Origin of the sequence: Nocardioides sp. GCM10023255 (assembly GCF_042653125.1) — a bacterium.
GTDB lineage: Bacteria > Actinomycetota > Actinomycetes > Propionibacteriales > Nocardioidaceae > Nocardioides.
This window is the reverse complement of the sequence record NZ_JBHSHU010000001.1, coordinates 441,883-465,556: the sequence shown is the minus strand read 5'-3', so window position 1 is coordinate 465,556 and position 23,674 is coordinate 441,883. Positions and strand designations below refer to the sequence as shown.

Annotated in this window: 23 protein-coding genes and 1 tRNA gene; 12 read left to right on the top strand and 12 right to left on the bottom strand. The window is 72.7% G+C overall.

What is annotated here, in order from left to right:
* Positions 1–73: 73 nt before the first annotated feature.
* Together ACFO9I_RS02280 and ACFO9I_RS02275 are read left to right on the top strand one after the other, a co-directional pair.
* Complete coding sequence (locus ACFO9I_RS02280; RefSeq protein ID WP_379177358.1) at positions 74–1,348, top strand: aspartate kinase; 1,275 nt, start codon at positions 74–76, stop codon at positions 1,346–1,348.
* The gene (locus ACFO9I_RS02275; RefSeq protein WP_379177357.1) at positions 1,345–2,373 is read left to right on the top strand and encodes an aspartate-semialdehyde dehydrogenase; all 1,029 of its coding nucleotides are present in this window, start codon (positions 1,345–1,347) and stop codon (positions 2,371–2,373) included. Before ACFO9I_RS02280 ends, ACFO9I_RS02275 begins: the two co-directional genes overlap by 4 nt.
* 21 nt (positions 2,374–2,394) lie before the next feature.
* On the opposite strand, the gene ACFO9I_RS02270 is transcribed toward ACFO9I_RS02275, so the two are convergent.
* The 3 genes from ACFO9I_RS02270 to ACFO9I_RS02260 form a co-directional block, all read right to left on the bottom strand.
* Positions 2,395–3,132, bottom strand: a complete 738-nt coding sequence (locus tag ACFO9I_RS02270) for a hypothetical protein (RefSeq protein WP_379177356.1) — start codon at positions 3,130–3,132, stop codon at positions 2,395–2,397.
* Between the two features lie 84 nt (positions 3,133–3,216).
* Positions 3,217–3,293 (bottom strand) — tRNA-Pro (locus ACFO9I_RS02265).
* A gap of 104 nt (positions 3,294–3,397) precedes the next feature.
* Positions 3,398–4,333 carry a metallophosphoesterase gene (locus ACFO9I_RS02260; protein WP_379177355.1) on the bottom strand — a complete coding sequence of 312 codons (936 nt, stop codon included), beginning with the start codon at positions 4,331–4,333 and terminating at the stop codon, positions 3,398–3,400.
* 26 nt (positions 4,334–4,359) lie between these two features.
* Here ACFO9I_RS02260 and ACFO9I_RS02255 point away from each other — a divergent pair, with 26 nt between their 5' ends.
* On the top strand, positions 4,360–4,818 hold the full coding sequence (locus tag ACFO9I_RS02255; protein WP_379177354.1) for a GatB/YqeY domain-containing protein: 459 nt from the start codon (positions 4,360–4,362) through the stop codon (positions 4,816–4,818).
* Positions 4,819–4,849: 31 nt separating this feature from the next.
* Here the strand turns inward: ACFO9I_RS02255 and ACFO9I_RS02250 are convergent, their stop codons facing one another.
* The gene (locus ACFO9I_RS02250; protein WP_379177353.1) at positions 4,850–7,315 is read right to left on the bottom strand and encodes a penicillin-binding protein; all 2,466 of its coding nucleotides are present in this window, start codon (positions 7,313–7,315) and stop codon (positions 4,850–4,852) included.
* 192 nt (positions 7,316–7,507) lie between these two features.
* Here ACFO9I_RS02250 and ACFO9I_RS02245 point away from each other — a divergent pair, with 192 nt between their 5' ends.
* A complete protein-coding gene (locus ACFO9I_RS02245) occupies positions 7,508–7,807 on the top strand; it encodes a WhiB family transcriptional regulator (RefSeq protein ID WP_379177390.1) in 300 nt (99 codons plus the stop codon).
* 59 nt (positions 7,808–7,866) lie between these two features.
* On the opposite strand, the gene ACFO9I_RS02240 is transcribed toward ACFO9I_RS02245, so the two are convergent.
* Together ACFO9I_RS02240 and ACFO9I_RS02235 are read right to left on the bottom strand one after the other, a co-directional pair.
* Positions 7,867–9,063, bottom strand: a complete 1,197-nt coding sequence (locus tag ACFO9I_RS02240) for an ArsA family ATPase (RefSeq protein ID WP_379177352.1) — start codon at positions 9,061–9,063, stop codon at positions 7,867–7,869.
* Positions 9,060–10,070: an ArsA-related P-loop ATPase gene (locus ACFO9I_RS02235; protein WP_379177351.1), complete on the bottom strand. Its 1,011-nt coding sequence runs from the start codon at positions 10,068–10,070 to the stop codon at positions 9,060–9,062. Before ACFO9I_RS02235 ends, ACFO9I_RS02240 begins: the two co-directional genes overlap by 4 nt.
* Before the next feature lie 204 nt (positions 10,071–10,274).
* On the opposite strand from ACFO9I_RS02235, the gene ACFO9I_RS02230 reads away from it, so the two are divergent.
* Complete coding sequence (locus ACFO9I_RS02230) at positions 10,275–11,054, top strand: CoA transferase subunit A (protein WP_379177350.1); 780 nt, start codon at positions 10,275–10,277, stop codon at positions 11,052–11,054.
* A 1-nt stretch (position 11,055) separates the two neighbouring features.
* Positions 11,056–11,700 (top strand): CoA transferase subunit B, encoded by a 645-nt coding sequence (locus ACFO9I_RS02225; protein ID WP_379177349.1) that lies wholly within the window; start codon positions 11,056–11,058, stop codon positions 11,698–11,700.
* Between the two features lie 23 nt (positions 11,701–11,723).
* Here ACFO9I_RS02225 and ACFO9I_RS02220 read toward each other — a convergent pair whose 3' ends face one another.
* Positions 11,724–13,079, bottom strand: coding sequence for an MFS transporter (locus ACFO9I_RS02220; protein WP_379177348.1), 1,356 nt, complete (start codon positions 13,077–13,079; stop codon positions 11,724–11,726).
* 113 nt (positions 13,080–13,192) lie between these two features.
* On the opposite strand from ACFO9I_RS02220, the gene ACFO9I_RS02215 reads away from it, so the two are divergent.
* The gene (locus tag ACFO9I_RS02215; RefSeq protein ID WP_379177347.1) at positions 13,193–14,485 is read left to right on the top strand and encodes an Nramp family divalent metal transporter; all 1,293 of its coding nucleotides are present in this window, start codon (positions 13,193–13,195) and stop codon (positions 14,483–14,485) included.
* Positions 14,486–14,503: 18 nt separating this feature from the next.
* On the opposite strand, the gene ACFO9I_RS02210 is transcribed toward ACFO9I_RS02215, so the two are convergent.
* The 5 genes from ACFO9I_RS02210 to ACFO9I_RS02190 form a co-directional block, all read right to left on the bottom strand.
* Positions 14,504–16,921 carry an ABC transporter permease gene (locus ACFO9I_RS02210; protein ID WP_379177346.1) on the bottom strand — a complete coding sequence of 806 codons (2,418 nt, stop codon included), beginning with the start codon at positions 16,919–16,921 and terminating at the stop codon, positions 14,504–14,506.
* A complete protein-coding gene (locus tag ACFO9I_RS02205) occupies positions 16,918–17,694 on the bottom strand; it encodes an ABC transporter ATP-binding protein (protein WP_379177345.1) in 777 nt (258 codons plus the stop codon). The genes ACFO9I_RS02210 and ACFO9I_RS02205 overlap by 4 nt, the downstream gene beginning before the upstream one ends.
* 64 nt (positions 17,695–17,758) lie before the next feature.
* Positions 17,759–18,442 carry a response regulator gene (locus tag ACFO9I_RS02200; protein ID WP_379177344.1) on the bottom strand — a complete coding sequence of 228 codons (684 nt, stop codon included), beginning with the start codon at positions 18,440–18,442 and terminating at the stop codon, positions 17,759–17,761.
* A 19-nt stretch (positions 18,443–18,461) separates the two neighbouring features.
* Entirely contained in the window at positions 18,462–19,643 is a 1,182-nt protein-coding gene (locus ACFO9I_RS02195) for a sensor histidine kinase (protein ID WP_379177343.1), read from the bottom strand.
* A 108-nt stretch (positions 19,644–19,751) separates the two neighbouring features.
* Complete coding sequence (locus ACFO9I_RS02190; RefSeq protein WP_379177341.1) at positions 19,752–20,147, bottom strand: low affinity iron permease family protein; 396 nt, start codon at positions 20,145–20,147, stop codon at positions 19,752–19,754.
* A gap of 44 nt (positions 20,148–20,191) precedes the next feature.
* On the opposite strand from ACFO9I_RS02190, the gene ACFO9I_RS02185 reads away from it, so the two are divergent.
* The 5 genes from ACFO9I_RS02185 (at position 20,192) to ACFO9I_RS02165 (ending at position 23,649) form a co-directional block, all read left to right on the top strand.
* Entirely contained in the window at positions 20,192–20,350 is a 159-nt protein-coding gene (locus tag ACFO9I_RS02185) for a DUF4177 domain-containing protein (protein ID WP_165236972.1), read from the top strand.
* Entirely contained in the window at positions 20,347–20,805 is a 459-nt protein-coding gene (locus tag ACFO9I_RS02180; protein WP_379177339.1) for a RidA family protein, read from the top strand. The genes ACFO9I_RS02185 and ACFO9I_RS02180 overlap by 4 nt, the downstream gene beginning before the upstream one ends.
* Entirely contained in the window at positions 20,802–21,683 is an 882-nt protein-coding gene (locus ACFO9I_RS02175) for an NUDIX hydrolase (RefSeq protein ID WP_379177337.1), read from the top strand. The genes ACFO9I_RS02180 and ACFO9I_RS02175 overlap by 4 nt, the downstream gene beginning before the upstream one ends.
* A gap of 68 nt (positions 21,684–21,751) precedes the next feature.
* Positions 21,752–22,525, top strand: a complete 774-nt coding sequence (locus ACFO9I_RS02170) for an MBL fold metallo-hydrolase (RefSeq protein ID WP_379177388.1) — start codon at positions 21,752–21,754, stop codon at positions 22,523–22,525.
* A 221-nt stretch (positions 22,526–22,746) separates the two neighbouring features.
* Positions 22,747–23,649: a DUF559 domain-containing protein gene (locus ACFO9I_RS02165; RefSeq protein ID WP_379177335.1), complete on the top strand. Its 903-nt coding sequence runs from the start codon at positions 22,747–22,749 to the stop codon at positions 23,647–23,649.
* The last annotated feature ends 25 nt before the right edge of the window (positions 23,650–23,674 follow it).

The window sequence follows — 23,674 nt, the reverse complement described above, 5'->3', positions numbered from 1 at the left end:
GCAGCGCGGCGTGGTCCGGGCACCTGGCCGGGACGGGCGGCCGGAGACGCCAACCGAGCCTCGAGGACTACCAGTGGGCATTGTCGTGCAGAAGTACGGCGGTTCGTCCGTCGCTGACGCCGCCGGGATCAAGCGGGTCGCGCAACGCATCGTCGCCACCCGCAAGGCGGGCAACGACGTCGTCGTCGTCGTGTCCGCCATGGGCGACACCACCGACGAGCTGAGGGACCTCGCCGAGCAGGTGACCCCGCTGCCGCCGCCGCGCGAGCTCGACATGCTGCTGACGGCGGGTGAGCGGATCTCGATGGCGCTCGTCGCCATGGCGATCGCGCAGCTCGGCCACAAGGCGCAGTCGTTCACCGGCTCCCAGGCCGGGGTCATCACCGACTCCGTGCACGGCAAGGCCAAGATCATCGACATCACCCCCGGCCGGATCGAGGCCGCGATCAGGGACGGCGCGATCGCGATCGTGGCCGGCTTCCAGGGCGTCTCGCAGGACACCAAGGACGTCACCACCCTGGGCCGCGGTGCCTCGGACACCACCGCCGTGGCCCTGGCGGCGGCCCTCGGGGCCGACGTCTGCGAGATCTACTCCGACGTCGACGGCGTGTTCACCGCCGACCCGCGGATCGTCCCCGCTGCCCGCAAGCTTGACCGGGTCTCCACCGAGGAGATGCTGGAGATGGCCGCCTCGGGCGCCAAGATCCTGCACCTGCGCTGCGTGGAGTACGCCCGCCGCTACAACATGCCGGTCCACGTCCGGTCCTCGTTCAGCCAGAAGGAGGGGACCTGGATCATCCCGGACCCCTCGGAGGGAGAAGAGCCCATGGAGCAGGCGATCATCGCCGGTGTCGCCCACGACCGCAGCGAGGCCAAGATCACCGTGGTCGGCGTGCCCGACAAGGTGGGCGAGGCCGCCCGGATCTTCGAGGCGCTGGCGGCCACGGAGGTCAACATCGACATGGTGGTCCAGAACGTCTCGGCGGCCGCCACCGGCCTGACCGACATCTCCTTCACGCTGCCGCGTGCCGACGGCCAGACGGCCATGGGTGCGCTGGCGCGGATCCAGGAGGAGGTCGGCTACGACAAGCTCCTGTACGACGACCAGATCGGCAAGGTCTCGCTGATCGGTGCGGGCATGCGCTCGCACCCCGGCATCACCGCCAAGTTCTTCGCCTCCCTCGCGTCGGCGGGCGTGAACATCGAGATGATCTCGACCTCCGAGATCCGCATCTCGGTGATCGTCGACGAGGCCCAGGTCGACGAGGCCGTGCGGGCGACCCACTCGGCGTTCGACCTCGACGCCGACGAGGTCGAGGCCGTCGTCTACGGCGGGACCGGCCGATGAGCCGCATCGGAGTGGTCGGCGCGACCGGCCAGGTCGGCGTCGCCATGCGCCAGATCCTCGAGGAGCGCGGGTTCCCCGCCGAGGAGGTCCGCTTCTTCGCCTCCGCCCGCTCGGCCGGCACCGTGCTGCCGTTCGCGGGACGCGAGGTCGTCGTGGAGGACGCCTCGACCGCGGACCCCCGCGGCCTCGACATCGCGCTGTTCTCGGCCGGCGCCGCCACTTCCCGGGCGCTGGCGCCGAAGTTCGCCGACGCCGGCGTGACGGTGGTCGACAACTCCTCCGCCTTCCGGATGGACCCCGACGTCCCGCTGGTCGTCTCCGAGGTCAACCCGCACGCGGTGGCCGAGGCCCGCAAGGGCATCATCGCCAACCCCAACTGCACCACGATGGCCGCGATGCCGGTGCTCAAGCCGCTGCACGACGAGGCCGGGCTGGTGCGCCTGATCGCCTCGACGTACCAGGCGGTCTCCGGCAGCGGTGTGGCCGGCGTGGACGAGCTCGCCGGCCAGGTGGCCGCGGCGGGCGACAAGGCGCGCGAGCTGGCCTACGACGGCGAGGCCGTGGCGTTCCCGGACCCGGTGAAGTACGCCCGCACGATCGCCTACAACGTGCTGCCGATGGCGGGGTCGATCGTCGACGACGGCCTCGGCGAGACCGACGAGGAGCAGAAGCTCCGCAACGAGTCCCGCAAGATCCTCGGCATCCCCGAGCTGCGGGTGTCCGGCATCTGTGTCCGGGTCCCGGTCTTCACCGGCCACTCCCTGGCGATCAACGCGGAGTTCGAGCGCGCGATGACGCCCGAGCGGGCTCGTGAGCTGCTGGCGACCGCACCGGGCGTGGAGCTCTCCGAGATCCCCACGCCGCTGCAGGCGGCCGGCAAGGACCCGTCGTACGTCGGCCGCATCCGGCAGGACCCGGGTGTGGACGGCGACCGTGGCCTCGCGCTGTTCATCTCGAACGACAACCTGCGCAAGGGTGCCGCGCTGAACACCGTGCAGATCGCGGAGCTGCTCGCCGCCCGCTGACCGCTCGGTCGCGGGCGGGGCTCAGTCCCTGCCGGGCTCGTCGAACGCCGTGGTGACCCGGTGCGCGAGCGCGAAGCTCGCGACGGTGAGCACGGGCACGACGACCACCATCCACCCGCTGAAGATCACGTCGACGAGGAACAGCAGCGCCAGGACCGCGAGCAGGCCGACGGCCAGGAAGCTCGTGGAGCCGGGGTCGGGGACGCGCCAGGCCCGCAGCAGGACCGAGCCCAGGAAGACCATCGCGACCATGATCGCGACGAGCAGCCAGAAGCCGGCGGCGCCGCACGAGGACGTGCCGCGGGCCGCCTCGCAGGTGCGCTGCGAGCCCCAGGTGAGCCCGACGACGGCCATGCCGATGACCGCGCCGGTGACCATGGCGGCCAGCATGCCCCCGATCGCGGGCAGCGACGGCGTCCTGCGCGCCCGCCGTGCCCGCGCGGGGGCCTTGCGCTCGGGCTCCGCGGCCGGGCCGGGCGCGGACGACGCGACCGGCTCCGGGGTGGAGGTCGGGGCGGGTGGCGCGAGGGGCGCCGGCGCCACCTCGTCGGTGAACAGCGGTCGGGTCTCCGCGGACGCCGGCACCGGGTCGGGCGCGGGCTCCGACACGGCCGGGGGCGGCATCCTCGCGACCGGCACCTCGATCGGGGGCTCGCCGGAGCCCTCGGCGTCTCGTGGCTCCTTGCGCTTGCGCCGGCCGAAGCCCAGCGACGGCAGCTCCAGGGACGGTCCGTCGCTCCCGTGATGCTCATCTGCCATGCGGGCAGTGTGCCAGAACGCGCCGCGTGCCCGCCGCAACGCGTGAGGGCCCCGATCCCACCCGGGGATCGGGGCCCTCACGACTGGTCGGGCTGACAGGATTTGAACCTGCGGCCTCCTCGTCCCGAACGAGGCGCGCTACCAAGCTGCGCCACAGCCCGATTGCGGGGTCTGACCGTGGGTCCGGCCCCGCAAGCACGGCGAGCATACCCGAGCACCTCGGCGGCTTCGTAATCGGCCTCCACCCGTGGACGCCGGGGCCTGCTCAGCCGCGTGCGGTGAGGGTCAGCAGGGTCGCCTCGGGTCGGCACGCGACCCGGATACGGGCGTACGGGCTGGTGCCGAGGCCCGCGGAGACGTGCAGCCAGGACGAGCCCGGGTCGCCGTCGCGCGAGCGCGCCGGATGACGGTGCAGCCCCTTGGCCCGCGCGGGTTCGAGGTCGCAGTTGGTGGTGAGTGCGCCGCGGCCGGGCAGGCAGACCTGGCCGCCGTGCGTGTGCCCGGCGATGACGGCGTCGTACCCGTCGGCGGCGAACTGGTCGAGCACCCGCAGGTACGGCGCGTGGGTGACCGCGAGCCGCACGTCGGCTCCGGGCTCCGCCGGTCCGGCCACGTCCTCGAGGCGGTCGTACTCGAGGTGGGGGTCGTCGACGCCGGCGAAGGCGAACGACGTGCCCCCGACCTCCAACGCTCCGCGCGTGTTGGAGAGGTCCACCCAGCCGGCGTCGGTGAAGACGGCCATCAGCTCGCGCCACGGCAGATGGGGTGTGTGGATGTTGCGCTGGCCGTCGTCGGGCAGCAGGTAGCGCAGCGGGTTGCGCAGGGTGGGGGAGTAGTAGTCGTTGGAGCCGAAGACGAAGACTCCCGGCACGTCGAGCAGGGGCCCGAACGCGTCGCGGACGACCGGCACCGAGTCGCGGTGCGCGAGGTTGTCACCGGTGTTGACCACCAGGTCCGGGCGTAGGCCGGCCAGCCCCCGCAACCACTCCTGCTTGCGGGTCTGGCCGGGGGTCATGTGGATGTCGCTGACGTGGAGGACGCGCAGCGGCCGGTGGCCCGCGGGCAGCAGCGGCACGCTCACGCGCCGCAGGACGTACTGCCGTGCCTCCCAGGCGGCGTACGCCGTCGCGCCCGCGCCGGCCACCACACCGGTGCCTGCGAGCGTCGCGATCGTGCGCCATACCGGTGCCGAGGGAGTCATGCGGCAAGGCTGCCACAATGGCCCGCATGAGCACCCTCAAGGACCGTCTCCGCGCCGACCTCACCACCGCCATGAAGGCGCGCGACGAGGTGCGCTCCTCCACCCTGCGGATGGTCCTCACGGCGATCACCAACGCCGAGGTCGCGGGCAAGGAGCAGCGGGAGCTGAGCGACGACGACATCGTCGGCGTGCTGTCCACCGAGGCCAAGAAGCGCCGCGAGGCGGCGGTGGCCTTCGAGGAGGGCGGGCGTGCCGAGATGGCCGCCAAGGAGACCGCGGAGGCCGCGGTCATCGCCGACTACCTGCCCGAGCAGCTGACCGCCGAGGAGATCGCCGGCATCGTCGCTGCCGCGGTCGAGCAGGTCGGCGCGGCCGGCGAGGGCATGAAGGCGATGGGTCGCGTGATGGGCGTCGTGCAGCCCCAGGTCAAGGGGCGGGCCGACGGCGCCGCGGTCGCGGCGGAGGTCCGCCGCCAGCTCGGGTGAGCGTCAGGCCCGGCCGCGATCGCTGACCGGGTCAGCGGCCGCGGCCGCCGCCGTTGCCGCCACCGCCGTTGCCGCCGCCGCCACCGCCGTTGCCGCCACCGCCGTTGCCGCCACCGCCGTTGCCGCCGCCGCCACCGCCGTTGCCGCCACCGCCGTTGCCGCCGCCACCGCCGTTGCCGCCACCACCGTTGTTGCTCGGCGGGACGTAGGGGTGACCGGTCGACTGGTAGATGGTGATGGTGTTGCCGCTGCCGTACTGCGAGCCGGCGCCGGGTGAGGTGTAGGCGACCGTGTCGAGCGAGTAGTCGGAGTCACGGTATCCGCCGAGCATCGTCGTGAAGCCGGCGTCCTCGAGCACCTGCTTGGCCTGGTCGACGCTCATGCCGCGGACGTCCGGCACCACGGTCAGGACGCCGGCGATGTCCTCGGCCGACGGCTTCACGAAGTCCTCGTCGGGCAGCCACTGCTGGATGACCTTCATCGCGTCGCCCCACATCGGACCGGCCGTGGTGGAGCCGTGCGCCGAGGCGACGTAGGTGCCGTGCAGCGTCTGGCCGTTCAGCGAGACCCAGTGGCCCAGGCTGTTCGCGCCGGCGATCATCGAGGCGGTGGCGAGGTTGGGGGTGTAGCCCACGAACCACACCGCCATGTTGTCGTCGATGGTGCCGGTCTTGCCGGCCGAGGCCTGGTTGAGGCTGATGCCGGCGTCGTACCCGAAGCCGCCGGGCTCCTGCACGCCCCGCAGCACGTCGTTCACGGCGTCGGCCACGGAGGCGGGGAGCACCTGCTGGCACTGCGAGGGGTACTCCTTGAGCAGGTTGCCGGCCGAGTCCTCGATGGAGGTGACCGGGCGGGCGTCGCAGTGCAGGCCGCGGCCGGCGAAGGTCGCGTAGGCCTCCGCCATCTCCAGCGGGCTGGTGCTCGGCACGCCCAGGGTGAACGACGGCACGCGCTCGTGCGGCGGGTCGGTCAGCTCGACGCCCATCTCCCGGGCCAGCCGGTACGGCTCGCACAGGCCGGTCTGCTGCTCGAGCTGGGCGTAGAAGGTGTTCACCGAGAGCTGGGTACCGGTGTAGAGGTTGAACGTCCCGCTGTCGGTGGAGTTGTGCGGGTTCCACACCTGGGTGCTCGGGTAGTTGCCGTCGCAGTCCGGGAAGGTGTTCATGTTCAGGAACACCTCGGGCGGCGCGCTGATGGTCTTGCTGAGCGGGATGTGCTGCTTGACCGCGGCCGCCAGCACGAACGCCTTGAACGTCGAGCCGGCCTGGAACCCCTTGGAGTGGCCGTACTCCTCGGGCACCACGTAGTTGAGGTAGGTCTCGCCGCGCGCCTTGTCGGTGCCCATCGGGCGGGACTGCGCGATCGCCTTCACGTCGCCGGTGCGCGGCTCCACCATGGCCAGCGCGCCGATGGCCTGGTTCGTCGGGTCGACGTGCGAGGCCACCGACCTGTCGGCGGCCACCTGGTCGCGCAGGTCGACCGTGGTGTGGATCGTGAGGCCGCCGGAGTAGAGCAGCTTCTTGCGCTCCTCCTTGGTCTTGCCGAGCGACCGGTCCTTCATCAGGGTGGCGATGGCGTAGTCGCAGAAGAAGGGGGCGCGGGAGTTCACGCAGCCGTTGCGCGCCGGGATGGTGTGCAGGCCCAGCGGCATCTTCGAGGTCTTCTGCGCCTGGTGGTGGCTGATCACGTTGAGCTCGGCCATCCGGTTCAGGACCGTGTCGCGCCGCTCCAGCGCCTTGGCGGGGTAGCTCGTGGGGTCGTAGCCGGTGGGGCTCTTCACCAGCCCGGCGAGCATCGCGGACTCGCGCAGGTCGAGGTCCTTGGCGTTCTTGTCGAAGTAGTGCCGCGCCGCGGACTGGATGCCGTAGGCGCCGTCGCCGAAGTAGGCGATGTTGAGGTAGCGCTCGAGGATCCAGTCCTTGGAGTAGTTCTGCTCGAAGGCGATCGCGTAGCGCAGCTCGCGCAGCTTGCGCGCGTAGGTGTCGTCGGTGGCGGCCTTGCGCTCTGCCTTGGTCTTGGCCTGGCTGAGCAGCGTCAGCTTGACCATCTGCTGGGTGATCGACGAGCCACCCTGGGACACCCCGCCGGCGGCCTGGTTGGTGACCAGGGCGCGCAGCGTGCCCTTCAGGTCCAGCGCGCCGTGCTGGTAGAAGCGGTAGTCCTCGATCGCGACGATGGCCTTGACCATCGTGCGAGAGATCTGGTTGAGCGGGACGGTGACCCGGTTCTCGTCGTACAGCGTGGCGAGGACCTCGCCGTTGGCGTCGAGGATGTTGGTCTTCTCGGGCAGCGCCTCGGTCTTCAGCTCCTCCGGGAGGCTGTCCATCGTCCGGGCGACGTCGCGCGCGCCGATGCCGACGACACCGGCGAAGGGGATGGCGAGACCCGCCACGACGACGCCCATGACCGCCGCGACGGCCAGCATGACGCCGAGGTGCTTGGCCACGCGACCGGCCGTCAGACGCTCTCCGGGCAGGGGGGACCGAGGGCTGGACATGCGCCCAATGTACGGGAGCGACCGAGCCCCAACCCATTCATGACCCAATATGACTAGTCACTTCGGACTAGGACATTTGGGTAAAAGGTGTCTGCCCCCGCCGCGGCGGAGTCCTTAACTTTGTGACCCTGAGGGGATCACCCGGGTAGACGTCATGGGGACGCCGCCTATCTCGGACGATGTGGGGACATCATCATGTGGGTTGAAGACTGGACGTCCGCGGCGGCATGCCGACAGGCGCAGCCGGACCAGCTGTTCGTGCGCGGCGCGGAGCAGAACAAGGCCAAGCAGCTCTGCTCGGGCTGCCCGGTGAGGACCGAGTGCCTGGCCGAGGCGCTCGACAACCAGATCGAGTGGGGGGTCTGGGGCGGCATGACCGAGCGCGAGCGCCGGGCCCTGCTGCGTCGACGCCCGAACGCCTCGTGGCGCGCGGTCCTCGAGGCCGCTCGGGAGCAGGGCGCCAGCCCGACCAAGGTGACGGCCACCGCCTGAGCCACGTGCGTCCCGGCCGCCGAGGCGGCCGGTGCGGTGGGCTCGCGCCCGGGTCGGTGTCAGCGCTCGCTGAGCAGCTCGCCGACGCGGCGCAGGCCGTCGAGGTCGTGCACGTCGCCGGGCAGGGCGGGCACCACCGCGGTCGGCACCTGCGGGTGCGCCGCGGCGAAGCGCTCGCGCAGCCGGGCCTCGCGCTCGACCATGCGGGACTGGTCGGCGTGCAGCCGCAGCAGCCCCGCGGTGAGCGAGCCCTGCTCGTGCCGGCGCAGCCGGGCCGCGGCGGTCATCGCCTCGTCGGCGGACAGGCTGCCGGCGGGTTCCGGGCTGGCCCGGTTGACGATCAGCCCGGCCAGCGGCATCTCGTCCTCGCTGAGCCGCTCCACGAAGTACGCCGCCTCGCGCATCGCGTCCGGCTCGGGGGCGGCCACGACGAGGAACGCCGTACCGTCGGCCTGCAGCAGCTCGAACGTCTTCTGGGCGCGCTGGCGGAACCCGCCGAACAGCGTGTCGAACGCCGCGACGAACGTCTGCATGTCGCGCAACACCTGTGCGCCGAGGATCTTGGTCAGCGCGTTCGTGATCATGCTGAAGCCGGCCGTCATGAACCTGGCCGGACCCTTCGCCGGGGCCAGCAGCAGCCGGATGAACCGCCCGTCGAGGAAGCTCGAGAGCCGCTCGGGGGCGTCGAGGAAGTCCAGCGCCGAGCGCGACGGCGGGGTGTCGATCACGATCAGGTCGTAGGTGCCGTCGCGGCGCGCGTCGTGGTGGATCTGGCCCAGCTTCTCCATCGCCATGTACTCCTGCGTGCCCGCGAACGAGCTCGACAGCGCGATGTAGAAGGGGTTCTCCAGGATCTGCTGCGCCTTCTCCGGGCTGGCCTGGCCCTCGACCACCTCGTCGAAGGTGCGCTTCATGTCGAGCATCATCGCGTCCAGCGAGCCGCCCGCCGCGGCGTCGACGCCGGAGACCGGGCGTGGGGTGTTGTCGAGCGCCTCGATGCCCATGGACTGGGCGAGCCGGCGCGCGGGGTCGATGGTCAGCACGACCACCCTGCGCCCCCGCTCCGCCGCCCGCAGCGCCAGCGCCGCCGAGGTCGTGGTCTTGCCGACCCCGCCGGAGCCGCAGCACACGATGATGCCGGTGTGGGGGTCGTCGAGCAGGGCGTCGACGTCGAGCGAGGGCGCCGGTGCCTGGGTGAGCGGCCCGACCCGCCGCTGGGACCGGGTGCCCTGGGTCGAGCCGGCCGGGGTGTTCATGCCATCCCCTGCTCGCGCAGGTCCGCCGCGAGCTCGTAGAGGCCGCCGAGGTCCACTCCGCCCGCGAGGCGGGGCAGCTCGTACGTCGGCACGCCCAGGTCGCCGACCAGCCGGCGCTGGGCGTCCTCGAGGGCCCGGCGCTCGGCGTGGTCACGGGCCTCGACCAGCAGGCCGTCGACGAGCTCGTCACCGTCCTCCACGCCGGCCTCCTTGAGGTCGGAGCGGATGGCCGCGGCGTCGAGCGTGCCCCCGCGGGCGGCGTCGAGGTCCGCGGCGTCGAGGTCCCGGGGGCGGACCAGGTTCACGACCACGCCGCCGACCGGCAGCCCGGCCGCGCGCAGCTCCTCGATGCCGTCCGAGGTCTCCTGCACGGGCATCTCCTCCAGCACGGTCACCAGGTGCACGGCGGTCCGGGGTGAGCGGAACAAGGTCATCACCGTGTCGGCCTGGCTCTTGATGGGCCCCATCTTCGCCAGGCCGGCGAGCTCGTTGTTCACGTTGAGGAACTGGGCGATCCGGCCGGTCGGTGGGGCGTCGAGCACGACGGCGTCGTATCGGATCGCGTTCTTGTTGCGGCTGTTGCGCTGGACCGCCTCGAACACCTTGCCGGTCAGCAGCACGTCACGCACGCCGGGCGCGATGGTGGTGGCGAACTCGACGACGCCGAAGCGGTCGAGGGCCCGACCGGCCCGGCCGAGCTTGTAGTACATCGCGAGGTACTCCAGCAGCGCCGACTCCGGGTCGATGTGCAGCGCGTGGACGACCCCGGGCGAGCCCTCCTCGCCGGGCAGGCCGGTCGCGACCCGGCGCTCCTCGTAGGGCAGCGGGTCGACGTCGAACATGCGGGCGATGCCCTGGCGCCCCTCCACCTCGCACAGGAGGACGTTGCGGCCGTGGTCGGCGAGGGCGAGCGCGAGCGCAGCGGCCACGGTGGACTTGCCGGTGCCGCCCTTGCCGGTGACGACGTGGAGCCGCACGTCGGGCCAGTCGTGCTTCTGCTGGGACACGTAGAGCAGCGTAGGACCCGGCCCCTGAGGTGCCGCTCGGTCGTGGTCGGGTCCATGTCCGCAGCCCCCATCCCGGCGCCGGAACTCTGTGCCTCCCGCCCATGAACCTGTGACGGCCGTCATGACTAGGATCGCCGGGAGGCGAGGCCGGGGTGATCCGGTCCGGACCAGGACGCCCGGGACCGGGCAAGGGAGGACGAGCGCGTGGACAAGGTCGTGGCGAGTGCGGCCGAGGCGGTGGCCGACATCCCCAGCGGGGCGACGCTGTCGGTGGGCGGCTTCGGGTTGTGCGGCATCCCCTCGGTGCTGATCGAGGCGGTGCTGGAGTCGGGTGTCGACGAGCTCGAGGCGGTGTCGAACAACTGCGGGGTGGACGACTGGGGCCTGGGCCGGCTGCTCATGGCCAAGCGGCTGCGCCGGATGATCTCCTCCTACGTGGGGGAGAACAAGGAGTTCGCCCGGCAGTACCTCCACGGGGAGCTCGAGGTCGAGCTGACCCCGCAGGGCACGCTCGCGGAGCGGATGCGCGCGGGCGGGTCGGGCATCCCGGCCTTCTTCACCGCCACCGGTGTCGGCACCCAGGTCGCCGAGGGCGGGCTGCCGTGGAAGTACGACGCCGACGGCAACGTGGTGGTCGCCTCGCCGGCGAAGCAGACCCAGACGTTCGCCACCGCGGAGGGGGAGAAGGAGTTCGTCCTCGAGCACGCGATCGTGGCGGACTTCGGCCTGGTGCGGGCCTGGAGGGGCGACCGGCACGGCAACCTCGTCTACCGCGACTCCGCGCGCAACTTCAACCCGCTGGCCGCGATGTGCGGGCGGGTGACGATCGCGGAGGTCGAGGAGCTGGTCGAGCCCGGCGAGCTGGACCCCAACGACATCCACACCCCGGGGGTGTTCGTGCAGCGCGTGGTCGCGCTGACCCCCGAGCAGGCGGCGGACAAGCGGATCGAGAAGCGGACCGTGCGTCCGAAGGAGGACAGCTGACATGGCCGAGCAGAAGGGCTGGACGCGCGAGGAGATGGCGGCCCGGGCCGCCTCGGAGCTGCACGACGGGTCGTACGTCAACCTCGGCATCGGGCTGCCGACGCTGGTGCCCAACTACGTCGGGGACGACGTGGAGCTGGTGCTGCAGTCGGAGAACGGCATCCTCGGCGTGGGTGCCTACCCGGTCGAGGGCGAGGAGGACCCGGACCTGATCAACGCGGGCAAGGAGACCGTCACGCTGCGCCGCGGGGCGTCGTTCTTCGACTCCGCGACGTCGTTCGGGATGATCCGCGGCGGCAAGATCGACGCCGCCATCCTGGGCGCGATGCAGGTCAGCAAGGGCGGCGACATCGCCAACTGGATGATCCCCGGCAAGATGGTCAAGGGCATGGGTGGCGCGATGGACCTGGTCCACGGCGCCAAGCGGGTGATCGTGCTGATGGAGCACGTCGCCAAGGACGGGTCGTACAAGATCGTCGAGGAGTGCTCGCTGCCCTACACCGGCCGCGGGGTGGTCGAGCGGATCATCACCGACCTGTGCGTCATCGACGTCACCCCCCAGGGGCTCAGGCTCGTCGAGCTCGCACCCGGCGTGACCGAGGACGAGGTCCGGGAGAAGACCGAGCCCGAGCTCCTCGTCGGCTGAGCATGCCGGGCCGGCCGGGCTCCTCAGGCCCGGCCGGTCCGGGCCGCGGTGAACGTGGCCAGCACCCCCACCGCGGTGGCCAGCACGAACACCGACACGAACGCGTCGCCGCCCGCCCGGGTCGCCGCTCCGAACGCGACGCCCGAGGCCGACAGCGCGAGCGCACCCCCGAGCGAGTCGGCGATCGAGAGCGCGGAGGAGTTGAAGCCGCGGTCGCCGTCGCTCGACGCCGCCAGCATCGCGACGCCGGTGCGCGGGTAGCCGAATCCCATGCCGGCGCCGGCGAGGACGTAGGCCGCCACCGCCAGCACGGGCGCCGCCTGGGCGGCGACCACGACGGTGAGCGCGACCGTGCCGGCGAGCACCAGGCCGCTGCCCCAGCGCATGGCGGCGGTGTCGCTGACCCGCTCGCCCAGGCGCGACTGCACCTGGCTGGCCGCGGCCCAAGTGACGCCGACGCCGGTGAGCGCCAGGCCCGCGGTGCCCGGGGTCCAGCCCCACCGCTCCTGGAGCACGAAGACGATGTAGGCCTCGGCGCAGAAGAACGACGCGCTCATCAGCCCTCGGGTGCCGATGACCGACGGCAGCCCCCGCCGGGCGGTCAGGGCGCCGGCCGGCAGCAGGTGGCGCAGGGCCAGCCCGACGAGCGCCAGGGCGGCCACCGCGAGCAGCACGACCGGGCCCCGACGGGAGCCGAGCAGCTCGAGGCCCAGCACCGCCACCGCGCCCACGCCTGCCCAGGCGAGCCGCGACCGCGGCGCCGTCGCACCCGAGGGCCGGTGCGGGAGGCGCCGCAGCGACGGCGAGACCAGGGCGGCCGCGGCCGCGACCAGGACGACGGCCCCCAGGAACACCCACCGCCAGCCGACCGCGTGCGCGACCCATGCTGCGAGGGCGGGTCCGAACAGCGAGGGCAGCACCCATGCGGCCGCGAAGCTGGCGAAGACCGCCGGCTGCAGCACCGGCGGGAAGACCAGCCCGACGAGCACGTAGAGCACCACGGTGAGCGCGCCGCCGCCGAGGCCCTGGAGGACCCGGCCGGCGACCAGCACCTCCATCGAGGGCGCCGAGCCGCACACGACGAGCCCGAGGGCGAACAGGGCGAGGGCAACCGCCAGCGGGACCGCGGGACCCCGGCGGTCGCTCCAGCCGCCGGCGGCGACCATGCCGACGACGGCGCTCGCCAGCGGGGCGGCGAAGGACAGCGCGAAGAGCCCGACGCCGTCGAGGTCCTCGGCCACGGTCGGCATCACCGTCGTCACCGCGACCGCCTCGAACGCCACGAACGCGCAGAGCGCGAACATGCCGACGGTCGTGGCGGCGTACGTCGGGGAGAGCAGTCGCGGGCGCGGCTGACGGAGCGGGGCGGTGACGGTCACGGGACGACGCTAGGACTTCAACCGCACTCGAGGTCAACCGGATTCGGTCGCACGGTTCCGCGCACGGTGGCGGCGCGCCATGATGGGCCGATGACTCATCTCGGGAGGCATCGATGACGGACGTCCAGCACAGCCAGCTCCAGTCGGAACAGCCGCCACGGTGGAAGGTCGTCGGACCCGGGCTCGTGGTGGCCGCCACGGGCGTCGGCGCCGCGGACCTCGTGGCCACGCTGGTCGCGGGGGCCAAGTTCGGCTACACCCTGCTGTGGGTGGCCGTGCTCGGGGCGGTGATCAAGGTGGTCCTCGTCGAGGGCGCCGGGCGCTACTCGCTGGCCTCGGGGCGCACGATCTTCGAGGGTTGGCGCAGCCTCGGGCGCTGGACCACGTGGTACTTCGCGCCGTACATCGCGATCTGGGGCCTGGTCTACGGCGCCACCGCGATGTCGTCCTCGGCGCTGCCGGTCGTCGCGCTCTTCCCCGACCTCTCGCTGCGCTGGGTCGCGGTGGCGTTCGGCCTGGTGGGGCTGGTGATGGTCTGGTTCAACTCCTACGCGGTCTTCGAGAAGATCACCGTCGCCCTGGTCGGCATCATGTTCGTGTCCGTGGTGGGCGCCGCGCTGCTCACGCTGCCCAACCTCGGTGACGTGGTGCTCGGCCTGCGTCCCACCTTCCCCGACGACTCGGTGATCAACGTGCTGGCGATCGCCGGTGGGGTCGGGGGCACCATCACGCTCGCGGCGTACGGCTACTGGCTGCGCGAGAAGGGCTGGTCGACGCCGCGGTTCATGCGGGTGATGCGCATCGACAACGGCGTCGCCTACGCCGTGACGGGCGTCTTCGTGGTGTCGATGCTCATCGTCGGCGCTGAGCTGCTGTACTCCGCGAACATCGCGATCGACGCCGGCGACCAGGGGCTGGTGCAGCTCTCCGACGTGCTGGAGGACCAGTACGGCGAGGTGTTCGGCCAGGTCTTCCTCGTCGGCTTCTGGGCCTCGTCGTTCTCGTCGCTGATCGGCGTCTGGAGCGGTGTGAGCCTGATGTTCGCGGACTTCTGGGGCAACCTGAGGGACCTGCCGTCCGGCCACCCCGACACGCGCACCGGCGGCCGTTACTTCAAGGCCTACATGCTGTGGCTGACGTTCCCGCCGATGCTGCTCCTGCTCCTCGACAAGCCGGTCGGGCTGATCCTGGCCTACGGCACCCTCGGCGCGCTGTTCATGCCGTTCCTGGCGATCACCCTGCTGCTCCTGCTCAACCGGCGCCGCGCCGGCCACCCCGACGGCAGCGACGTGCCGGCCGGGTGGCGCAACGGGTGGCTCTCGAACGCGCTGATGGGACTGTGCGCCGTGCTGTTCGTGGTGCTGGCCGCGAACGAGCTGCGCGGGGTGCTGTCGCCCTACGTGTGAGCGGAGGCCCCGCGGGGCTCAGTCGAGGCTGAGCCCCGCGGCGGGAGCGGTGCGCGCCGCCCGACGCGCAGGCAGGAGGCAGGACACCAGCCCCGCCAGGCCCGCCACCAGCACCACCAGCGCGAGCTGGTCCACGGGCACCACGAGCGGGGCCTCGTCGACCGCCGCCCGGACCAGTGCCTGCAGGCTGACCCAGGCGAAGGCCACCCCGATCAGGGTGCCGAGCACGGTGGCGACCACCGAGAGCAGCAGGGCCTCGGCCCCGAGGGCCGCACGCAGCTGGCGACGGGTCAGGCCGAGGGCCCTCAGGAGCGCGTTCTCCCGGCTTCGCTCGAGCACCGACAGGCCCAGCGTGTTGCCGATGCCGATCAGCGCGATGACCACGGCTATCTCGAGCAACGCCACGACGGCGCCGGTGAGCACGTCGAGCTGGAGCATGACCCAGGCGCGGCGCGTGAGGGTGTCGGCGAGGTCGGCGCCGACAGGCTGGGCGAGTGCGTCGAGGTCGCCGGCCAGGTCCTCGGCGTCTGCGCCGGCAGAGGCTCGTACCCACACCGCGAGCGGGGCGGCCCGGTCGGTCAGCCGAGCCAGTGTCGACGGCGCGACGACGGCGGCCTCACCCCAGCCGTCACCACTGCGGACCCGCAGGCTCACGCTCTGCCGGCCCACGCTCACCGTCACCCGGTCGCCGTCCTCGAGCTTCGACATCGACTCCCACGGGACCCAGAGCTCCCCGGGGCCAGGGGTGGCCAGGTCGGGCCTGCCGTGCACGACCTGCTCGACCTGCGCGGCCGCCAGCACCGGAAGGTCGCCGATGCCGGACACCCGGGCCGCCGTGCCGTCGAGCGCGACCGCCGCGGCGACCCCGGGGACCGCCCTCACGTCGTCGACGAGGTCGGCGGGCAGGGCGCCGTCGTCCGCCGTCAGCGCGAGGTCGACCGGGAAGTCCTTGTCCAGGTCGCGGTCCACAGCGCTGCGGGAGCTGGCGAGCCCGGTCAGGACCGCGGTGGTCAGGGTGACGCCGACGAGCAGCGACGCCGTCGTCGCGGCGGTACGTCGCGGGTTGCGGACGGCGTTCTGGGCCGCGAGCCGGGCCGGGGCACCGGCCACCGGGCCCACCGCCGCACCGACCAGCCGGATCAGCCCGGGCACCAGGACCGGGCCGAGCATGAGCACGCCGCTGAACGACGAAGCCCCGCCCAGCACCATCACGGCCGCGTTGTTCTGCGAGATGGACAGCGCGAGAAGCGCGACGCCGACGCCGGTGGTGGCCAGGCCCAGCACGATGCGGACCCGGCCGGCGCGGGTCCGCACGCTGGTCGTGTCGTCGGGGCGCAGTGCGGCGAGTGGGCTGACCCGGACCACGCGGCGTGTGGGCAACCAGCCCGCGACAACGGTGACCAGCAGGCCGATCGCGAAAGCGGCGGCGTACCACCGCACGGACGGGGTCGGGGCGCCCATGGCGCCGGGGGGCAGCTGGGCCCGGGCCAGCGCGACCAGGACGTGGCCCAGCACCGTGCCGATGACCAGGCCGATCGCGGCCGAGCCGATGCCGAGCGCGAGCGCCTCGACCCGGACCGAGCGCAGCACCTGCCGACGGGTGGCACCTACGCACCGCATCAGGGCGAAGTCGCGAGCACGCTGGGCGAACAGGATCGAGAAGGTGTTGGTGATGACCAGCACCGAGACGAGGAGGGCGATGGCCGCGAAGACCAGCAGCACGATGGCGAGCACGTTGACCTGGCGGGTGAGCTCGGTCTGGCGGTCCTCGACGAAGCGGTCGCGCGGCGTGACGGTGGCCGCCGCCGGAAGCCGGTCGCCGAGCGAGGAGGACCCCGGTCCGGCGTAGGCCACCGAGTCGACCCAGAGGTCGCCCGCGAAGTGACGCAGCTGCGCCCAAGGCAGGTAGTACGCCGCTCCGGCGCTGGCCGACGGTGTGTCGACGAGGCCGACCAGCGTCGCCTCGACTGCGTGGCTGCCGGTGCCGATCCGGACCCGGTCCCCGAGACCGACACCGTCCCCCTTGACGGCGTTCGCATCGGCGACGAGCTCGTCCGGGCCGTCGGGGAGGTGGCCGGAGCGCAGCACCTGCCACCGCAGCGCGCTGTCGTCGGCGAGCCCGCCCACCTCGGTGCGGGAAGAGACGAGCCGGTCGTCGACCCGGACCGGCTGGGTGGTCCAGCCGAGCACGGCAGCGGCGTCGCGGTCCTGCGCGGCGCGGTCGAGCAGGCGCCCGGCCTGTTCGCCGTCGAGGCCGGTGACCACCACGTCCGCTCCTCGGTAGGGCAGCCCCACGCCCGACACCAGCCCGTCCCGGGCAGCCGACGACAGGAGACTGGTGACGACGACGAAAGCCACTCCGATCACGACCGCGAGCGCCGCGGAGAGGTAGCGACGGGTGTGGGTGCGCAGCGACGCCAGCAGCACGGTCCTCATCGGGTCGGCTCCCCGCGCAGTGCCGCCACGAGCTGTTCGCCGGTCGGGTCGACCAGGTGGGCCCGGATGCTGCCGTCGGCGATGACGACCACGTCGTCGGCGTACGCCGCGGCATCGAGCTCGTGGGTCACCATGACGACCGTCTGGCCGAGCTCGCGCACCGAGCGCCGCAGGAAGTCGAGCACCTCGGCGGATGCCTGGCTGTCCAGGTTGCCGGTCGGTTCGTCGGCGAAGACGATCTCGGGACGGGTGACCAGGGCGCGTGCGATCGCCACCCGTTGCTGCTGGCCGCCGGAGAGCTCCGCCGGCCGGTGGCCGAGACGGTCTCCGAGCCCGAGCACCTCGACGACGAGGTCGAAGCGGGCCCGGACCGCCTCGCCGCCCCGACGCCCGGCGAGCTCGAGGGGCAGCAGGATGTTCTGGCGCGCGGTGAGCATCGGCAGCAGGTTGAAGGACTGGAACACGAAGCCGACGTGCTCGCGCCGGAACACCGTCAGCGCCGTGTCGTCCATGGCGCCCAGCTCCCGCCCGGCGATGTTGACGCTCCCCCCGGTGGGGACGTCGAGGCCGGCGAGACAGTGCATGAGGGTGGACTTGCCGGAGCCCGAGGGGCCCATGATGGCGGTGAACCGGCCTGAGGGAAGGTCGAGGTCGACGCCGCGCAGAGCGTGCACCTGGGCGTCACCGCGGCCGTAGGCGCGAGTGAGGCCACGGGCCCGGGCGGCGAACCTGGTCTGGAGTGAGGTGCTGGTGGTCGTGGTGCCTGAGGTCATGCGACGACGATCCCGTCCGGCGGCCCGCGGATCGTCAGACCGGGGAACGGGACCGGCGTACGACTCAGGGAGTACGCACCAGGCCGGTCTCGTACGCCAGCACGACGAGCTGGACCCGGTCGCGGCTGCCGGTCTTGGCCAGCAGCCGGCCGATGTGGGTCTTCACGGTGGCCTCGGCCACCACGAGGTCGGCCGCGATCTCGGTGTTGGAGCGGCCGCGGCCGACGTGCGTGAGCACCTCGCGCTCCCGCTCGGTCAGCGACTCGAGCCGGGCGTCCGCACGTCCTGCGCACCGAGGGTCGGGGAGGGCCGTCGCGAACTGCTCGAGCAGCCGTCGGGTGGTGCTGGGCGCGACGACCGAGTCGCCCGCATGGACCGTGCGGATCGCGGCGAGCAGGTCCTCGGGTGCGGCGTCCTTGAGGAGGAACGCGGCCGCTCCGGCGCGGATGGCGGCGAAGGCGTACTCGTCGAGGTCGAAGGTGGTCAGCACGACCACCCGGGGTGAGTCACCCCGGCCGGTGACCACGCGGGTGGCCTCCACGCCGTCCAGCCGGGGCATCCGGACGTCCATGAGCACGACGTCGGTGCGGGTGACGGCGAGCCTCTCCACGGCCTCGGCGCCGTCCCCCGCCTCGCCGACGACCTCCATGTCGGGTTGGCTGTCCACCAGCATCCGAAAGCCGCCCCGGACCATCTGCTGGTCGTCGACCAGGAAGACCCGGATCGGTCCGCTCGCCCCTGCACTCACCCGGTGATCCTCTCCCGGCTCACAGAGGGAGCCTCGCGCAGACCCGGAACCCGCCGCCGGACCGCGGCCCGGCCTCGACCTCACCGCCGTGCGCGGCGACCCGCTCCCGCATCCCGACCAGGCCCAGGCCCCGACCGTCGCCGGGCGCAGCGGCGCCCCTCCCGTCGTCCTCGACCACGACCTCCACCTCGTCGCCCACCGTCACCTCGAGACGGACGGCGACGACAGGGCCGGCGTGCTTGCGGACGTTGGTCAGCGCCTCCTGCACCACGCGGTACGCCGTGAGCGCCACTCCGTCGGGCACCGACGGTGCCCGGTCCGGAAGCCGCGCCGCCACCACGGCCCCGGCGCTGCGGGCCTCGTCGACGAGGGCGCCGAGATCGGCGAGCCCGGGCTGGGGGGCGAGGTCCGGCCGCGTATCGGACCGCAGCAGGCCCAGCATCCGGCGCATCTCGGTGAGCGCCTCGCGTCCTGTGGTCGAGATGTTCGCCAGGGCCGCGGTCGCGGCGACCGGGTCGTGCGGCGCGGCGTACCGCGCCCCGTCGGCCTGGACCACGATCACCGACAGGCCGTGTGCCACGACGTCGTGCATCTCCCGAGCGATCCGGGCCCGCTCGGCGGAGGCCGCCAGCTCGACCTGCTGGGCGGCCTCGAGCTCGATCCGCTGGCCGCGCTCGACCAGCGCGTCGACGTAGGCGCTGCGGGTGCGACCCAGGGTCCCCAGGGCCCAGGCGGTCACCACGATGGTGGCGATGGTGAGGAAGTAGGAGGCGACCGCGGAACCGGAGAGCGTCACGCCGTACCCCCCGATCCAGTCGGGTGCCGCGACGGCGGCGCCGCACAGCCCGACCAGCAGGGCCGCCACGCCGAAGCGGGGCCGCGAGAACCGGGCCACCGAGTAGACCGCGACCGGGAACGCCACCTGGCCCCAGAGCGGGGTGTCGACCAGCACCGCCTGCAGGGCGCTCAGCGCAGCCACGACCACGAAGACCGGCACCGCATGCCGCCGCCGCCAGAGGAGCGGGAGCAGCTGGCCAGCAGTCAGGGCCACCCCTGTCGGGTCCGCTCCTGCGACGCCGAGGACCGGGACCGGTGCCAGCAGCACCAGCACCAGCCCCGCGTCGAACCAGCGCCGGCCGCGCACGCCGAGCCGCGGCGGGCGGCGGGCGGCCCGGTCGGGTGTGCTGCCCCCGGTCGTCACGAGCCGACCCTAGAGGAGCCGTGGCCCGCCGCGCGTCCTACCGAGGTCGTACGTCCCCGGCGCCGACCGCTGCCCGGGCAGCAAGCGGGAGCGACTCCGCGGCCTCGGTCAGTGCCGCTCCTCGAGACCGACGGCGTCGCGGAGGCGGCGTACCGACTGCTGGAGCCCGGGGTCGTCCTGCGCCCGGGAGTCCATCAGGTCCGAGAGGGCCTCGGCGATCACGTTGAGCTTCTCCTGGGCCGCCTCCTCCGAGCGCCGGCCGGCGTTCTCCAGCAGCACCAGCAGCAGCAGGGAGAGCACGGTGCCGAGGGTGTGGATCGCGACCTGCCAGGACTTCGACGACGACCAGAGCGGGTAGCTGGCGAGCCAGGCGACGACGATCGCGACGATCACGAGGAAGAAGGGGGCGCGGCTGACGACCTGGTTGACCGCCTCGACGAACTTCTCGAACCGACCGCGCCCGTCGTCCTTGTGCCGGTCCTTGGCCGCATCGCTCCTGTCCACGCCAGGAGCGTAGTGCGCCCGAGGGCGTCGGTAGAGTCACCGGCATGACCAAGTGGGAATACCTGACGGCGCCGATCCTGACGCACGCAGCGAAGCAGATCCTCGACAACTTCGGCGCCGACGGGTGGGAGCTCGTCCAGATCGCGCCGGGGATGAACCCCGAGAACCTCGTCGGCTACTTCAAGCGTCCGGTCGAGGCATGAGCACCCCGGAGGAGCGCCTCGCCGAGCTCGGCCTGTCGGTGCCCGAGGTGGCCAAGCCGGTGGCGGTCTACGTCCCGGCCGTGCGCAGCGGCAACCACGTCTTCACGTCGGGCCAGCTGCCGATGCGCGCGGGCGAGCTGATGCTCACCGGCAAGGTCGGCGGCGAGGTCAGCCAGGACGAGGCCGTCGAGTGCGCCCAGCAGTGCGCGCTCAACGCGATCGCGGCCGTCAAGGCGGAGATCGGCGACCTGTCGCTGGTGAAGAGGGTCGTCAAGGTCGTGGCGTTCGTGGCCTCCACCCCCGACTTCACCGGCCAGCCGTTCGTGGCCAACGGCGCCTCCGAGCTGCTCGGCAAGGCCTTCGGCGACGCCGGCGTGCACGCCCGCTCGGCGGTCGGCGTGCCCGTGCTCCCCCTGGACTCGCCGGTCGAGGTCGAGATCCTCGTCGAAGTGTGACGACGGTGCTCCGCATCCCGCTGCCGCCGCAGCTCGTCGAGCAGGCCAAGGAGTACGCCGCGGGCACGCGCACGCCGGCCGAGCCGCGCAACGCGGCGACCGTCGTGCTCCTGCGTCCCTCCTCGTCAGGGTCCCCGGCGGGCGGGCCGTCGGTCTACCTGCTGCGCCGCCAGACGTCGATGGCGTTCGCGGGAGGCATGTGCGTGTTCCCGGGCGGCGGTGTCGACCAGCGTGACTTCGACGCCACCGTCGCCTGGCACGGGCCCTCCCCGGCCGACTGGGCCGACCGGCTCGGCACCGACGAGGAGACCGCGCGCGCCCTGGTGTGCGCGGCGGTCCGGGAGACCTTCGAGGAGTCCGGCGTGCTCCTGGCGGGGCCGTCGCCCGACACCGTCATCGCCGACACCACCGGCGAGGACTGGGAGGCCGACCGGGTGGCGCTCGAGGGCCGCGACCTGGCGTTCACCGAGTTCCTGGCGCGGCGCGGGCTGGTGCTGCGCTCGGACCTGCTCGGCGTCTGGTCCGGCTGGCTGACGCCGGTCTTCGAGCCGCGTCGCTACCGCACCTGGTTCTTCGTGGCGGCCATGCCCGACGGGCAACGGACCCGCGACGTGTCGACGGAGTCGTCGTCCGTGCACTGGACGCCGGCGATGTCGGCGGTCGAGGCGGTGGACGCCGAGGAGCTGCTGATGCTGCCGCCGACGTACCTCACCTGCCTCGAGATCGCGCAGTACGACGCACCCGGCGACGTGCTCGCGGCGGCCGCGGGACGGCGCGTGGAGATGTTCACGCCCGAGGTCGAGGGGGAGGGCGAGGGGGCCACGCTGTCCATGCCGGAGTCGCTGCGGCCGCTGGTCGAGGAGCGGCTGGGGTCGTGACCGGGAGCGGATGGGCGGGGGGATCCTTCGGCGAGCGCGCCCGGTGCGTGCTGGCCCCCAACGCCAACATGATGACGCTCGACGGCACCAACACCTGGGTGCTGCGCGAGCCGGGTGCCCGACGCTCGGTGGTGGTCGACCCGGGCCCGTCGATCCTCGCCCACCTCGACGCGGTGGCGGCCGAGGCCGGCGAGGTCGGCGTCGTGCTGCTCACCCACCACCACGCGGACCACTCCGAGGCGGCCAAGGAGTTCGCCGAGCGGATGGGCTGCGGCGTACGCGCCCTGGACCCGGAGTACCGCCTCGGCGCGGAGGGTCTCGGCGACGGTGACGTGGTGGAGCTGGACGGGCTCGAGGTCCGCGTGGTCGGCACCCCCGGCCACACCGCCGACTCGCTGTCGTTCCTGCTGCCCGCCGAGGGTGCGGTGCTGACCGGTGACACGGTCCTGGGTCGCGGCACCACCGTGGTCGCCCACCCGGACGGGCAGCTCGGGGCCTACCTCGACTCGCTGGACCGCCTGCACGCGCTGGCTTCGGCCCACGAGGTGTCCCGCATCTGGCCCGGCCACGGTCCGGTCATCGACGACGCCCTGGGCGCCCTGGACTTCTACATCGCCCACCGGCGCGAGCGGCTCGCCCAGGTGGAGGCCGCCGTGCTCACGCTGTCGGGGGAGACCTCCCTCGCGCGGGCGCTGCCCCACGTGGACCTCGAGGCGGGCACCGGCGCCACCCTGACCCCGCGTGCCGTGGTCGAGCACGTCTACGCCGACGTCGACCCGGTGCTCTGGGGCGCGGCCGAGCTCTCGGTCCGGGCCCAGCTGGCCTACCTCGCCCGTCGTTGAGTTGGGCCGAAATCAGTGTTGAGTTGGGCCTGATTCGGCTTCCAGTTGGGCCAGGTTCGGCTCCGAGGTGGGCCTGATCCGCTGTCGGTCCTGGGCGAGCCGGGTGCCTGCAGCCGATCGTGCCGCGACGAGCCGTCCACAGTGTGCTGCGCCGCCGGCGCCGTCCACAGGCTCCCGCGGCGTCCGCCTCCTCTGCTGCCGCCCCGCCGGATCGTGTGCAGATGCAGGTACGTACCGAGTTCCCCTCCGTCCCCTTCACGTGGGGTCAGACGCGCAGGCTCGGCTGCCGGCGCTGGAACCTCGACGCCGCAGTGCGCGAGCGCACGCTGCTCCGCCTCTTCACGGGTGTCTACGTCCGGGCCGACGTCGAGCTGACCCCCGTGCTGCGGGCCCAGGCGGCCCTGCTCGTCATGAGCAGGCACTCGGTGCTCTGCGACCGGAGCGCCGCCTGGATCCACGGCGTCGACGTCCACCGGTTCCGCGAGCGCGACGTCGTGCCGCAGCTCGAGTCGTACGTCCTGCGCGGACACGACCCGACGGACCGACCGGAGTGCAACGGAGGCACGCGAGACCTGCTCCCGGTGGACTGGATGACGATCGGTGGGGTCCGGGTGACGACGCCGCTGCGCACAGCCATGGACCTGGGCTGCAAGCTCTCGCGTCGAGATGCCCTGGCTGCCATGGACGCCCTGGCCCGGATCCACGGGATCACGCTGGCCGAGATGCTGAGGTTGCTTCCCAGGTACTTCCGGCGGCGCGGCGTGGTCCAGCTGCGTGAGCTGATCCCGTTGGTCGACGGCAGCTCCGAGTCGCCCGGTGAGTCCTGGACCCGGCTGGAGATCCTCGATCGAGGCCTACCGTCGCCGAGGCTCCAGCACTGGGTCTGCGTCGACGGAGTGCCGACGTACCGCCTCGACCTGGCCTATCCGCATGCTCGCGTCGCCATCGAGTACGACGGCGAGGAGTTCCACTCCAGCCCCGCGGACCGGGAGGCCGATCGAGTCCGCCGGGCATGGCTTCGAGAACAGGGCTGGACCGTCATCGTCGTGACCAAGCACGACTTCACCCCGGATGCCACGGACCGTTGGATCCGCGAGGTCCGCGACGCGCTCGGTCTCCGGTGACTCGTGCGGGGCCGCTGGTCGAGCC